11 protein-coding genes are annotated in these 13,474 nt (G+C 52.7%); 6 read left to right on the forward strand and 5 right to left on the reverse strand.

Features of this window, described 5'->3' with window-relative positions; all coding sequences use genetic code 11:
- Nucleotides 1-183: 183 nt before the first annotated feature.
- The 3 genes from glnA (at nt 184) to KJS40_RS11575 (ending at nt 3,982) form a co-directional block, all read left to right on the forward strand.
- The gene (gene glnA / locus KJS40_RS11565) at nt 184-1,593 is read left to right on the forward strand and encodes a type I glutamate--ammonia ligase (RefSeq protein ID WP_025041920.1); all 1,410 of its coding nucleotides are present in this window, start codon (nt 184-186) and stop codon (nt 1,591-1,593) included.
- 75 nt (nt 1,594-1,668) lie between these two features.
- On the forward strand, nt 1,669-2,331 hold the full coding sequence (locus KJS40_RS11570) for a tetratricopeptide repeat protein (protein ID WP_213537901.1): 663 nt from the start codon (nt 1,669-1,671) through the stop codon (nt 2,329-2,331).
- Nucleotides 2,332-2,725: 394 nt separating this feature from the next.
- Nucleotides 2,726-3,982 carry a putative Na+/H+ antiporter gene (locus tag KJS40_RS11575; RefSeq protein ID WP_213537903.1) on the forward strand — a complete coding sequence of 419 codons (1,257 nt, stop codon included), beginning with the start codon at nt 2,726-2,728 and terminating at the stop codon, nt 3,980-3,982.
- A gap of 41 nt (nt 3,983-4,023) precedes the next feature.
- On the opposite strand, the gene KJS40_RS11580 is transcribed toward KJS40_RS11575, so the two are convergent.
- The 5 genes from KJS40_RS11580 to KJS40_RS11600 form a co-directional block, all read right to left on the reverse strand.
- Nucleotides 4,024-4,326 (reverse strand): LapA family protein, encoded by a 303-nt coding sequence (locus tag KJS40_RS11580; RefSeq protein WP_213537905.1) that lies wholly within the window; start codon nt 4,324-4,326, stop codon nt 4,024-4,026.
- A 276-nt stretch (nt 4,327-4,602) separates the two neighbouring features.
- Nucleotides 4,603-5,433: a D-alanyl-D-alanine endopeptidase gene (pbpG, locus tag KJS40_RS11585; RefSeq protein ID WP_213537907.1), complete on the reverse strand. Its 831-nt coding sequence runs from the start codon at nt 5,431-5,433 to the stop codon at nt 4,603-4,605.
- Nucleotides 5,434-5,588: 155 nt separating this feature from the next.
- Entirely contained in the window at nt 5,589-8,675 is a 3,087-nt protein-coding gene (locus KJS40_RS11590) for an EAL domain-containing protein (protein ID WP_213537909.1), read from the reverse strand.
- Nucleotides 8,675-9,109, reverse strand: coding sequence for a response regulator (locus tag KJS40_RS11595; RefSeq protein ID WP_213537911.1), 435 nt, complete (start codon nt 9,107-9,109; stop codon nt 8,675-8,677). Before KJS40_RS11595 ends, KJS40_RS11590 begins: the two co-directional genes overlap by 1 nt.
- 12 nt (nt 9,110-9,121) lie before the next feature.
- Nucleotides 9,122-11,062 (reverse strand): PAS domain S-box protein, encoded by a 1,941-nt coding sequence (locus KJS40_RS11600; RefSeq protein WP_244859579.1) that lies wholly within the window; start codon nt 11,060-11,062, stop codon nt 9,122-9,124.
- Between the two features lie 497 nt (nt 11,063-11,559).
- Here KJS40_RS11600 and KJS40_RS11605 point away from each other — a divergent pair, with 497 nt between their 5' ends.
- From KJS40_RS11605 to KJS40_RS11615, 3 genes are read left to right on the forward strand one after another with little or no spacing between them, the layout of a single operon-like run.
- Entirely contained in the window at nt 11,560-12,204 is a 645-nt protein-coding gene (locus tag KJS40_RS11605; protein ID WP_213537914.1) for a MotA/TolQ/ExbB proton channel family protein, read from the forward strand.
- Entirely contained in the window at nt 12,191-12,592 is a 402-nt protein-coding gene (locus KJS40_RS11610) for a biopolymer transporter ExbD (protein WP_025041929.1), read from the forward strand. The genes KJS40_RS11605 and KJS40_RS11610 overlap by 14 nt, the downstream gene beginning before the upstream one ends.
- Nucleotides 12,593-12,595: 3 nt before the next feature.
- Nucleotides 12,596-13,462: a hypothetical protein gene (locus tag KJS40_RS11615; RefSeq protein ID WP_213537916.1), complete on the forward strand. Its 867-nt coding sequence runs from the start codon at nt 12,596-12,598 to the stop codon at nt 13,460-13,462.
- Nucleotides 13,463-13,474 lie beyond the last annotated feature (12 nt).

Genomic DNA, 13,474 nt, shown 5'->3' on the forward strand with positions numbered 1-13,474 from the left:
TACCGGATAGGCTTCATAGCCAGCGCCACGGCAGCGCCCGCGATCCCCGGCATCTTTTCCAAAGATGTCGGGTCCCAGGCATGTTCGGCTCGACATCTTGAAAAAATGGAAACGTTCCTGCTGATATAATGTTACCTTTATACTTATCCCCTTCAATTCAAGGCAGTCTTCATGGAGAGAAATATGGCGGTACCCGATGTTCTGAAAATGATCCAGGACAATGAAGTCAGGTTCGTTGATTTAAGATTTACGGATACCCGCGGTAAAGAACACCATGTAACGCTTCCCGCCCATGCCATCGATGCGGACAAGCTGGAGGATGGTCACGCGTTCGATGGTTCCTCCATTGCCGGCTGGAAAGGTATTCATGCCTCCGACATGCTGCTGGTACCTGACCCCGAAACGGCGAAAATGGACCCGTTCATGGACGAGGCAACGATGTTCATGACCTGTGATGTGGTGGAGCCTTCCGACGGCAAGGGCTATGACCGCGACCCCCGCTCGCTCGCGAAACGCGGTGAAGCTTACCTTAAATCGACCGGCATCGGCGACATCGCCTATTTCGGACCGGAACCTGAATTCTTCATCTTTGACTCCGTTATCTGGCATGCCGATATGTCCGGCTGCTCGGTAAAGATCGAATCCGAGGAAGCAGCCTGGAGCTCGGCAGTAAAATACGAGGGGGGCAATACCGGGCACCGCCCCGGTATAAAAGGGGGATATTTCCCCGTTCCTCCGGTTGATTCCTTGCACGATATTCGTTCCGCCATGTGTCTTGCACTGGAAGAACTGGGTATCGAAGTCGAAGTACATCATCATGAAGTCGCGACTGCCGGACAGTGTGAAATAGGTACCAAGTACAGCAGCCTGGTGAAGCGCGCCGACTGGACCCAGGTATTCAAATATGTCGTGCACAATATCGCGCACTCTTACGGAAAAACGGCGACTTTCATGCCGAAACCCATCGTCGGCGACAATGGTTCGGGCATGCATGTGCACCAGTCGATCTGGAAAGCCGGACAAAATCTATTTTCCGGAAATGGTTACGCGGGCCTCTCGGAAATGGCGTTGTATTATATAGGCGGCATTATCAGGCATGCCAAAGCCCTGAACGCCATTACCAATCCGGGTACCAATTCCTACAAGCGCCTGGTTCCCGGCTTCGAAGCACCGATCAACCTTGCTTATTCAGTAAGCAACCGTTCCGCCGCAGTGCGTATTCCCTACGCCAACAGTCCCAAGGGAAGGCGCGTCGAAGTGCGTTTTCCCGATCCGACCGCTAACCCTTATCTTGCTTTCACTGCATTGATGATGGCTGGGCTGGACGGTATCCAGAACAAGCTTCATCCAGGTGACCCCATGGACAAGAATCTTTATGACCTTCCGCCCGAGGAAGCCGCCAGGATTCCCAACCCTTGCGCCTCGCTGGATGAGGCACTGGATAGCCTGGATAAGGATCGCAACTTTCTTACCCGGGGCGGCGTGTTTTCGAATGATATGATAGATGGCTACATCGAACTCAAGATGGAAGAAGTGACGCGGTTTCGCATGACCACCCATCCGGTCGAGTTTGATATGTATTACAGCTTATGAGGATGAAGCCCGTTCGCCTTTGATTTCACAACCGCTGAACCAGCTTGGATGGTACCTGACAGGACATAATAATCGATGAACATCCTTATTGTTACGTTACTCGCCGCGCCCATGCTCATGCTTGCCGGATGCGGCGAGAAAGCGCCGGAGACCGCCGCCAAAACGGAAACGCAGACCCGGTTGCCGGATGAATTCACATCGGAAGCACAAATTCCGAGCATCCTGGAAAATGAGCTGACCCCGGAAGAAAAATCGGCGATATTAAAGGAAATCATGCCGGGGGGCTCGGAGAATGAAGCGACGCCGGAAGAAAAATTCCTGCAATTAAGGAAAGATGCCGAGGCTGGCGATGCCAAAGCCCAAAACGGACTGGGCGTTATGTACTACACCGGGGAAGCCATATCCAAGGATTCATCCGGTAAAATCCTGAGCAATGACCCTGTTACGGCTGCTGCCTGGTTTCATCGATCCGCTGCGCAGGGATATGCGGATGCCCAGTTCAACCTCGGGTTGATGTACGCAAATGGTGAAGGTGTCGCCAAAGACCCGGTCAAAGCGGTAGAGCTATTTCAAAAGTCGGCTGAGCAGGGCAATGTCGATGCTGAAAATAACCTCGGGGTGATGTATTTCGCCGGCGAAGGAATAGCCAGGGATACCGATAAAGCCAAGGAATGGTTCACGAAAGCCGCCGCCCAGGGAAATGCTGATGCAAAGGCCAATCTTGATGCAATGAAATAAAACGAATTGAACCTAAATCCGGTAGTTGGACGGGGTGAAGTGTACGGTTTTTGGGGTGCAGGGCAAGGCGCAACGACGCGGAATGCGCCCGCGTAGGGCGGAGCAGTGCCTTCCGCAGGAAGGTGCGACCCCGAAGCGGGATGCGGGCGCCTTGCGTGTGGAACGCGATCGCGGCATCCCCTGCGCTGCCCGATCCCCGCTTCGCGGGGTCCCTCGGGCGACGCTTTGGGGCGCCGTTCCATTCCAAGAAGTTGCAACGCAGTCATGTGCCCCAAAAACTGTGCAATTCACCCCGTAGCGCCCTCACCCGGAGGGTGAGCGTCAAATAATATGAAATATTGTTATTAATCATGACACTGATCTATTAAATGAGCGGTCAACTACCGGATTTAGGTTGAACCCCGCCTCCATCGAGATTATTGGCGCACTGTTGTTTGGCGTCGCGCTGATCCACACTTTCTCGACCAAATATTTCGAGCAATTGGCGCATAGTCACCCCACCCACGCAGGCATCTGGCATTTTCTCGGCGAGGTCGAGGTTGTTTTCGGCTTTTGGGCCATGGTTCTCGTCATCATGATGTTTGTCACGGACGGCAAGCACGCCGCCATCGCTTACCTCGATCGACAAAGCTTTACCGAGCCCATGTTCGTGTTTGCCATCATGGTCATCGCGGGCACTCGCCCGATCCTGCAGTTCGCCATGCTCAACGTAAAAACGCTCGCGCGGCTCATTCCCTGGCCGGAGGGCAGCGCGTTCTACTTCATCACATTATCGTTTGTTCCTCTGCTGGGCTCATTTATCACGGAACCGGGGGCCATGACGTTAGCCGGACTGATTCTGCTTGAGCGTTATTATTCCAGGGGGATTTCCACCCGGCTCAAGTATGTCACGCTCGGTGTGCTGTTTGTCAACATTTCCATCGGTGGAACAATGACATCCTTTGCCGCACCACCGGTTCTCATGGTGGCGGGTAAATGGGGATGGGACACTGCCTTCATGTTTACTACATTTGGCTGGAAGGCCGCGATCGGCGTGCTGGTGAATGCCTTGGCCGTCACTTTCCTGTTTCGACATGAATTATCGGGATTGAAAAATGAAGCGCGCGCCACATGTGCCAAGGTCCCATTACCCGTGGTATTTGTGCATATCGTATTTCTGGCAGGCGTGGTAGTGTTTGCGCATCACCCTGTCGTCTTCATGGGGTTGCTGCTCTTCTTTCTGGGCTTTGCGAGTGCCTATGAGCGCTATCAGGACCGGCTGATTCTGCGCGAAGGATTGTTGGTTGCTTTTTTTCTTGCCGGGCTGGTTGTCCTTGGGGGACAACAGAAGTGGTGGCTGCAGCCCTTGCTGTCCGACATGGACAACACTGTACTTTTTTTTGGCGCCACCCTCCTTACCGCAATCACCGACAATGCAGCGCTCACTTATCTGGGTTCTCTCCTGGAAGGCACGAGCGCAGAGTTCCGATATTCGCTCGTTGCCGGCGCCGTTACCGGCGGAGGGCTTACAGTCATTGCCAATGCACCGAACCCGGCAGGCTTTTCCATATTAAAAGGTTCATTCAGAGATGGAGCAATACATCCTTTAGGCTTGCTGGCAGCCGCGCTTCCGCCCACGATCGTTGCCATTCTTGCGTTTCGCCTGCTTTAAACTGGGTAATCGATACTACCGTCGGGCCCGCTGCCTATAAATTAGTGCCCATACGGTAGTGCAGATTCGTCTTTCTTCAGCGCATTCAGGCTGTCATTCTCCGCGCGCAATATTTCGACTTGTTTACGCAGGCGACTTATCAGAATTCGCTCACGCAACATCGTGGGGACCGTAATCAATGCACCGATGAGCGTTCCAAGGCCGAAGCAGGCAGCAATCACAGAGGAAAGCGACGCATCGATGCGCCACAGCAAGAATACGACGCTTACCGCCACGGCGTTCTGAATCGCGAACATGACAATCAGAAAAACAATGATGAGCGCGACAATCAGTTGTAATTGCATGACAGCTCCTTCCTGGGCGAATGCTCGCTTCCTGGTGCTACGCAATGCCCTACCTGGAGAAAAATCAAGCGGCGACCCCGAATATCGAAATCTCCTGAATACTCGATATCGGCGCGATACTCCAGCATCAGCGGCACATTGAAGTGCGGCCCCATGCAGAGTTAAAGATGGTAGGACAGAAACTTTTTCCGGGTTTGTATCAAAAAACTTCTTTCAGACCGAGACTCGGGTATATGGCCACGCGTTAGCCTTCCTTAACTGGTCCACTTAAATATATTACCCCCGAACTTTGCGAGTGAACCCGATCTCCATCCATTTCTTGATGCGGTTGGCGTCACCGATACGTGAGTTCTTTCCCCAGGAATCAAGCAATACTATGATAATTGCTTTTCCCGTTATGTTAGCCCGCATGACAAGACAGCGTCCGGCTTCACTAAGAAAGCCTGTTTTCGATAAATCAATATCCCAACTTCCGCTACTCACCAAGCGGTTGGAATTGACGAACTGCATGCTACGGTCTTCATCTGCGAACGCCACCGCATGCGCAGCGGTAGTGGAAAATTCACGAATGACATCGTAGTCATGCGCAGCGCTCACCATTTTTGCCAGATCACGCGCAGTGGAGACGTTGGCACTATTCAGCCCGGTGGAATCAACAAAATAACTGTTGCCCATGCCAAGCTCGAATGCCTTCATATTCATTGCGGCAACGAATGCATTGATGCCTCCGGGATAAGTCCGCCCCAGCGCCGCCGCAGCACGGTTCTCGGAAGACATCAATGCCAGCCGCAGCATTTCCTGGCGAGTCAGGCTTCCCCCCACTCGCAAGCGAGAGCGGGTATTTTTGAGAACATCGATATCAGCGGCTTCAATGACGATTTCCTCATCCAGAGGCAATTTCGCATCAAGCACAACTATTGCCGTCATGAGTTTCGTGATGGAAGCGATCGGCATCACGTTATCTGCATTTTTGTTAAAAAGGATATGCCCATGCTGAGCGTCCATAACCAGCACCGAATGCGATCTAAGATTCAGCCCCCCCTTCTGTGCAAAAGCCCCGCCAGTAAAGGCGAACATGAGGCAAATCACCAAGATAACTTTTTTCATTTGTCATTATCTGCCAGAAAATTCATCCGCCCCCCGCGGATTGGGAATTTGCGCGCAGTTAAGTTAACAAATATCGCGTAATAGGGAAAGGACTTTATAGCAATTGGGAGCGGTTAAACCTGAGACGAGAGCGCTATTGGCGATGAGCCGCAAGCTCATCCTTCATTCAGTGATCCGTTGCTCATCGGTATCCGATAACCTTTGATAAGCGCCTGCGAAGCACACTCGAGCGGAAGGGGCCGTGAAAAATAGAAGCCTTGCATTTCGTCGCAACCGTGCTTTATCAGGAAATCAAGTTGCGACCTCGTTTCAACGCCTTCAGCTACCACCTTCAGCCCCAGGCTGTGGGCCAGCTTGATCATAGCCACCGCGATGGTTGCATCGTCCGGATCGGTGGTGACGTCCCGGATGAACGCGCGGTCAATCTTGATTACGTCCAGCGGAAACCGCTTGAGGTAGGCAAGACTTGAGTAACCCGTACCGAAATCATCCATCGATATCTGCACACCGAACGCTTTCAGGTTTTGCAGCGCACTGGCGGTTGTTTCGGCTTCTTTCATCAATATCGATTCAGTCAGCTCGAATTCCAGCAAATGGGGATCAATTCCGGTGACCTGCAGAGTCTTTCCAACACATGAATCGAGGTCTTGCTGCTGAAACTGTCGTGCCGACAGATTGACTGATATCGGATACAAGGAAAGCCCTTGATTCTGCCATGCTTTTATCTGTTCACAGACTGTTCGCACCACCCATTCGCCAACTGAAACAATCAGTCCCGTATCCTCGAGTACCGAGATGAACTGAAGCGGCGGCACGAGTCCATGCGTTGGATGCTGCCAGCGCAGCAGCGCCTCAAAGCCGGTGATTTCGCCACTGACCAAACTTGCCTTCGGCTGATAGTGCAGCACGAACTCGCGCCGCGCGAGCGCACCGCGAAGCTGAGTTTCAATTTTGAGGCGGGCTACTGCGCGCTCATTCATCTGCGGCAAATAGAACCGATAAATGGCTGGACCCTGCTCTTTAGCCTGGAACATCGCGGTGTCAGCGTTCCTGAGCAAGCCATCCGCATCCATACCATCTCCGGGATAAATGCTGATTCCAAGGCTCGCTGAAATATAAATTTCCTGCCCTTCCAACTCAAAGAGCAGCGAGAGCGCAGTAATTACTTTTTCCGCAACCAGGGTTGCGTCTTCGGCCTGAGCCAGATCGGTCAGGATGAATGCAAATTCGTCTCCACCCAATCGCGCAACCGTATCGCATGAGCGCACGCATCGTTGCAACCGTTGCGCAACCTGAACCAGTAATTTATCGCCAGTGCTGTGGCCCATCGTATCGTTAACGATCTTGAAACGATCCAGATCAGCGAATACCACACCTACCCGACATCGATTGCGCTGCGCATGCTCCATTGCCCGTCTGAGGCGATCGAGGAAAAGGCTCCGGTTGGGCAACTCCGTCAGCGGGTCGAACTGGGCCAGATAGGTGAGGCGCTCCTCCGTAGCCTTGCGATCGATAGCGGTTGCAATGATATTGGCTAGGCTCTGCAAGAAGTTGATACTACTCGACGTGAAGCGGAACGCTTCACGTGAATAGGCTCCCAATACACCGTACGGGCCGCCAGCGCCCGAGATAAGCACATCGGCACTACTACGGATGCCGTGATTTTGCAAAATATTCGAAGGCTTGAACCGAATCTCGGCGTGGAAATCTCCTACGATCACCGGTTGGTAACTCGCGAGAACAAACCGGTTCTGGCTGTTTTCGTAGGTGAATGATATTTTGCGGCCTATCCAGCCGGCTTGCCAACCTGAACCTGCCTTGAGTACAAAAGAACGTAAATCCGGCGCAAGCTGGAGGACTTTACAAAAATCGATGTTCAGGCCCTGGGATACAATCACCGCAGCCTGATCCCATAGCTCGTCAAGATCGGCGCTGGCGAGCGCCTGTTGCCCGAACGCTGCAATAAGGCCCTGCTGCATGGCATGCTCCTGAATTGCAAGTTCGGTCTGCTTGCGCTTCGTGATGTCGATGGCAGTGCCTACTATTCGCAACTCGTTACAGTTTGTGCTCCATTTTACCGCTTTGGCGATATGCAAATGACGTATGGTTTCGTGTCCGCGCAGAATCCGGAAATCAAGCTGTGCCCGTCCATTTTCCGCACTGATTTTTTTTAATTGCGCTTCCTGCTCGGGCAAATCGTCGGGATATGTGTAGGATCTCCATATTTCATACGTGATTGCGGTCCCGCGTGGAACGCCATAAATCTCGTACATGCGATCATCCCAGATGATGTCGCCGGTCACCGTGTTCCACTCCCAAATACCTATTGCGGCTGCTTCGGTGGCAAGAGAAAGCCGGGTCCTTTCCTCCAGCAAAACCCGCTCTCTGCGATTTGACTCGGCCCGGAGCCAGACATTTTCAATGACCGTGGGCAACCGTTGAAGATAACCCGCACTTTTTACCACATAATCAGCGGCGCCCAGCTTGAGAGACTGCCGCGCAATTTCCTCGTCGCCAGAACCTGTAACCAGAATGATCGGCAGGTCAAACCCACGCACCTGGCACAGCTCCTTCAAAATATCGGTGGCGGAGGCGCCGGGCAAATAATAATCAAGTAGAAGAACGTCAATGGCGGCATCCGGACCAGATGCCGCAAAACGCTGAAAAACCTGCCCAGCTGTCTGAACTGACTCAATGTGCAGGTGTGGAGCGATGGAAGCCAGTTCTCGCTTGGCCAGATCGAATTCATCAGCATCAGGCTCGACGTAAAGAACTCTCAGCGAGGCGGCTCTCCTGTAGGTTTCCGTGCGAAACTTGTCGAATGCAGCACGCAGCACGAGAGCCAACGTTTCAAGGAAGCCGTCACGCTTTATGACGTAATCATCCGCGCCGGCCCGGAGCAATTCAACCAGTACTTCTTCGTTGCTCGCACCGGTAAGCACGACGACGGGGAGCGGCAAACGCTGACTGCGAACCCGCGCCAGCAACGTTCTGCCGCTGCCATCGGGAAGATTGAGATCGGTCAGGATCAGATCGTAGCGATGTGAAGCATCCTCCCCTACCCTCGCGATCGCCGAGGTTTCGAGGCTGGTTCCATAAATCTCATGGAACCGTTCGATCCGTCCAAATGCCTCGGCCAATGTCCCGACGATATCCAGTTGAATATCCGGCGCACGTTTCTCCAGCTCCAGCCGCACCAGACCTGCGTCCAGAGCGTTATCCTCCAGATAGAGGATTCTCATTATGCAGGCTTCGAAAAACTATGCATATTGAGAACTGTCCAATAGAGTTCGATCTGCCGCGCCACGTCGATGAATTTTTCAAAATCCACCGGCTTCACGATGTAGGAATTTGCACCAAGCAAATAGGCTTTACGAATATCATCATCCTCAGCCGAGGACGTAAGAACCACGACTGGGACAGTTCCGATATCGGGGTGCGCCCGAATGACCCTCAGGACTTCCAATCCGCTGATTTTTGGAAGCTTCAGGTCGAGCAGTATCACGGAAGGCACCGGATCTCCTGCTCTCCAGCCTGCCACGAAATCAATTGCTTCCTGACCGTCACGCATTACTTCGAGAGGATTGGCCAGATTGTGCCGGATAAACGCGCGCCGGGTCAGATCCACATCCATTGGATTATCTTCAATGAGCAGGATTGGCAACGTAGTATTCATCGATAGTTGTTGCTAACCCGGTTCGGAAACTGCCGGAGTAACTGCTGTAGCTGTACCGTATAGAGGTAATTTCAGATAAAAGACCGCCCCACCGCCCAGTTCGCTTTCCGCCCAAACGCGTCCTCCCATCCGCTCCATGGCTTTGTGCACCATCGCAAGCCCAATACCCGTTCCGGGGTAGTCTTCGGCTCGATGGAGGCGCTGGAATATCTCAAAAATCTTGTGGTAAAAACGCATGTCGAATCCGATTCCATTATCCCGAACCGAGAGGATGCAGTAGCCATCCGCAGGCTGCGCAAGAATTTCGATAGCCGGTTCAGGGACAAATCTGGAAAACTTGAGCGCGTTATCGATCAGGTTACGCAATGCAATTGCGAGACCATCCAGATCGGCACTAATGCGCAAATCGTCGACTTTGACTGTTAGGCGCACATTTTCAATGCTGTCCTTGAACTGGTCCAATAGCTGAGACAAGAAGCTGGAAAGCGTGACGGCCGTTGTAGAAAGTTTCCGCCGCTCAAGCTTTGAATAAGAGAGCAAATCTTCAATTAAACTGCTCATGTGCGTGGTTGCCAAACCAACATTCTTCAGAAAACCGCGGCCTTCCTCATCAAGACACTCATAGTAACTTTCGAGCAGAAGACGGCTATAGCCCGCTATCCCGCGCAGGGGCGCCCTGAGATCATGCGATACCGAATAACAAAAATTTTCCAGCTCTTTGCTTTTGGCCACGAGCTGAGCAGTGCGCTCATTGACTTTATGCTCGAGGTTTACCTTGGCGTCCCGCAGCGCTTCTTCCGCATATTTACGTTTGGTAATATCCTTGATCGTCATAAACGCCAGGTCTTTGTCATCGCCATACTGCAAAATTGCGCCGGAATAACTGAAGATACGCGTCCATTCTCTATCCAGACGCCTGACGCGCAACTCCAGATCATGTAGCTGCTCACCCCAGAGAATGCGTGCCAGCGGCCAGTGTTCGATAGGCAAGACGGCGCCCTCAACAGTGGATAACTCGTAGAATCGGGCAAAGCTGCGTAGATTGATCAAGACCTCTTCCGCATTACCGATGTCATGCATACTCAGCGCTGCCGGGTTCCAATGCAGTAATTTGCGATTTGAATCCGAGATCACGAGGCCTTCACTCATGTTCTGCATCACCACCTGAAGCTGTTTTTCAGTTTCGCGTCGCGCTTTCTCCTCCAGTCTCTGATCGTTTATGTCGGTATTGGTGCCGAGCCATTGCACCACCCGGCCTTGCGCATCCTTTAACGGCTCCGCCCGTACCAGGAATATCCTGTATCGCCCATCCGCGCCACGCAGGGGGACTTCTATCGCAAACGCCTGTCCGGCGGCGACTGCTTCATTCCACTTTTCTATTACGCTAGGCAGTAGCGCTGGATCATGCACCCTGCACCAGCCCCAACCTTTCATTTCTTCCGGCGTTGTGCCTGTGTAGTCATACCAGCGCTGGTTGTGCCAAAACCTCGATCCATCGGTTTCCGATATCCATGCGAGCTGCGGGATTGTATTGGCAATGATTCGAAAACGCGCCTCATTTTCCTGCAACGCTACCTGGGCACGGCGGCGGTTCGTAATATCCAGCATAATTGCAAGAAATTCTCCGCGGTCTGATTGCGGAACCCACTGCAGATGGACTTCGGCTGGGTAAAGGGTGCCGTCGGCACGCAAGTGCATTGTTTCGAAAGTCAGAGCCTCTTTCTCGCCATTGACGAGTGGACTGATCATCGTTCGGAACGACGCTTCGTCCAGTTCCGGCTGAATGTCAAATAGCGTCATCATGGGCAGCCTATCCATGTCATAGCCCAGATTGCGCTGTGCGCCCTTATTCGAATAGTGAAAATGCAAGGTCTGAGCATCAAAAAGACAAATCCCGCTCAAACTTTGATCGAGAATGTCGGAAAGTCTGGCGTGTGCATTCTGTATTTGCATAGCTTCGGCTGTGTCACATGGGGTCCCCGAAGCGCCCGCAACACCTCTTGTCCGGCTTTTGTATGGAGGTATCATTAAGGAAATCTGGAGCTAACCGCAAACCTGGCTGGCTCAGATAATAATCCGGAGAAATAACAGTACTATGAAACCCTAAAACAAGCTGTGTGAATAGCTGTAAGATTTTACAGCTATTCAGGTGAGAATCAGTTCGAGGGTCTAACCAGAATCCCTCGCACAGGAGGAAGAAAATGCCACCCATGATCCCGCATCGATAAATTCCTGCCGATAATGAGCGAAAATGATTTTCTAACTACAATAAGCGAGAATAAGTGCTTTTCCCGGACGAGTAAGGTATAAGCCGTAACCCATAACCACTATCCCCTCATACCTCTTGACCGTTGCGCTTCGCTCAAGCGATCTTGCCGAAAACGGTACGGTCTTCATCTTATAATCCATCCTATTTAACAAGCGGACATATCACCCGTTCGGAGATAAACATGCAAGAACTACATGCAACCTGGACCGCGCTAACACTCGGCGGATTTACTATTTTGCCGTTGTCTCTGCTGGCCATCATCGCCCTGGCTATTATGCTGGAGAAGGGATTTGTCTATTGGCGTTATGCCCGCCTCTCACGCGATCTGCTGACCCTCGTCGAAACCTATGGCTTTGAATGGCACGATCTCGAAAAAATACTTTCGGGTCTGGATGAACGCCACTATTACAAGCGATTTTTTGAGGTCGTAATCAGCAATCGCCACCGTCCATCCTGGTGGACCGAATCTCGAGCCGCGGATGAAGCCCAACTGATAGAGAAATCCCTCGCCCGCAGGCTATGGTTTCTGGAAACCACCGTTACCGCCGCGCCCTTGCTCGGACTCGTAGGGACGGTTATCGGCATGATGCGCGCATTCCAGATAATCGGCGGCGAGGGCATCGTCAATCCAACCGCGGTGACGGGCGGCGTGGCTGAAGCGCTTATTGCGACTGTGGTCGGCCTGATAATCGCGCTGATTTCTCTCTTTGGATTCAATTACTTCTCTGGTTTACAATCACAAACGATGGATGAGATGGAGCGCCTGGGCACGCGTCTGATCGACCATATTCGATTAGACCAGGAGGGCGACCATGAAGCTGCGTAAACCGAGGGTTTATCGCAAAGGCCGAATCGAGATCATCCCCATGATCGACGTGATGTTCTTCCTGCTTGCCACATTCATGCTAGCGTCATTGTCGATGCAAAATCTGGATTCCCTTCAGGTAAACTTACCCCAGGGGAAAGCCGAAAAACTCCGCACCAAGGCACCTGTAACGCTGACACTGACAAGCGACAGCAAAATCTTCATTAACCAGACGTCCGTTACCCTGGAAACACTGGCCGATACGCTGAGGCCGTTACTCGAGGATTCCGAACAGAAACTGGTGGTATCCGCAGATAACGATGCGCCGCAGGGTATCGTCGTGCAGGCGATGCTGCGAGCCCGGTCCGCTGGCGCGCAGCACTTTTTGATTGCGGTTAAGCACCAGTAATACATGCTGACACTGAAGTCCAGGCCGAAGGAAGTCCAATTCTGGTGGCCCGTGCCGCTAGCGGTCATCATTTGGGTGATCATCATCTGGGCATTCGGATTTCTTTTCGCGTCTTCAGAGGGCGAGACCGAAACGCCACCGCCGATCGAAGCAAGCTTTGTGGAGCTGCCTGAAGAAAAGCCAGCGCAAAAGGCGTTGCCGGTTCCCCAGAAGAGCGCCAAAATTCCGACCCCGGTAAAGCCTCAACCACAGCCTAAGCCCCCGCCACAGCCCCGCCTGGGCGCTGAAAAAGCAGAACCGGTGAAGCGTCTCGCTGAAAAAGGAACCGCAAAAAGCGAGGCCAGGGCGGATAGCTCATCAGCCGCAAAAACAGCGCCAGATTCAGCGCAGCCGAAAGATATGCTGGCCTATATGAATGAAGCGCGGGAACGCCGCCGTGCGGGAGGAATCTTCGAGGATGAACCCAAGGAACCGGAAGCTGTCGATCGCGAACCTTCCGCGGAAGAGCTCAGGATGGCGAACGTCATGCGCAACCTTAAAGAACCCGGCGCAAGCGGAATATTTCAAATTATAAGAATGGGGCCGCACAACGCGCAATTTCTGTTCCGCGCTTGGAAACAGAACAGCAACATCCCGCGGCGGGAGTTGATCGAAGTGAATGCCGGACCGGGTGTAGATATTCAGCGTGCTGTCGTCCGAAAGATGATCGAGCTGATCCGTGAATATCACAAAGGCGACTTCAACTGGGAATCGTACCGCCTCGACCGGGTCGTTGTCCTCTCGTCGCGCTTGGAAGACAGCAAGGGACTGGAGGATTTCCTGATACGCGAATTTTTTGGCGACAGTGAGGCACCGGTTCGACGGCGATAGCAAGTGGAATCA

This window comes from Nitrosospira sp. NRS527 (assembly GCF_018406445.1).
GTDB lineage: Bacteria > Pseudomonadota > Gammaproteobacteria > Burkholderiales > Nitrosomonadaceae > Nitrosospira > Nitrosospira briensis.

Coding starts and splice junctions, on each gene's coding strand:
- KJS40_RS11615 (WP_213537916.1), top strand. CDS start 12,596: ATGCTGACACTGAAGTCCAGGCCGAAGGAAGTCCAATTCTGGTGGCCC.
- KJS40_RS11605 (WP_213537914.1), top strand. CDS start 11,560: ATGCAAGAACTACATGCAACCTGGACCGCGCTAACACTCGGCGGATTT.
- KJS40_RS11590 (WP_213537909.1), bottom strand. CDS start 8,675: ATGAGAATCCTCTATCTGGAGGATAACGCTCTGGACGCAGGTCTGGTG.
- glnA (WP_025041920.1), top strand. CDS start 184: ATGGCGGTACCCGATGTTCTGAAAATGATCCAGGACAATGAAGTCAGG.
- pbpG (WP_213537907.1), bottom strand. CDS start 5,433: ATGAAAAAAGTTATCTTGGTGATTTGCCTCATGTTCGCCTTTACTGGC.
- KJS40_RS11580 (WP_213537905.1), bottom strand. CDS start 4,326: ATGCAATTACAACTGATTGTCGCGCTCATCATTGTTTTTCTGATTGTC.
- KJS40_RS11570 (WP_213537901.1), top strand. CDS start 1,669: ATGAACATCCTTATTGTTACGTTACTCGCCGCGCCCATGCTCATGCTT.
- KJS40_RS11600 (WP_244859579.1), bottom strand. CDS start 11,062: ATGCAAATACAGAATGCACACGCCAGACTTTCCGACATTCTCGATCAA.
- KJS40_RS11610 (WP_025041929.1), top strand. CDS start 12,191: ATGAAGCTGCGTAAACCGAGGGTTTATCGCAAAGGCCGAATCGAGATC.
- KJS40_RS11595 (WP_213537911.1), bottom strand. CDS start 9,109: ATGAATACTACGTTGCCAATCCTGCTCATTGAAGATAATCCAATGGAT.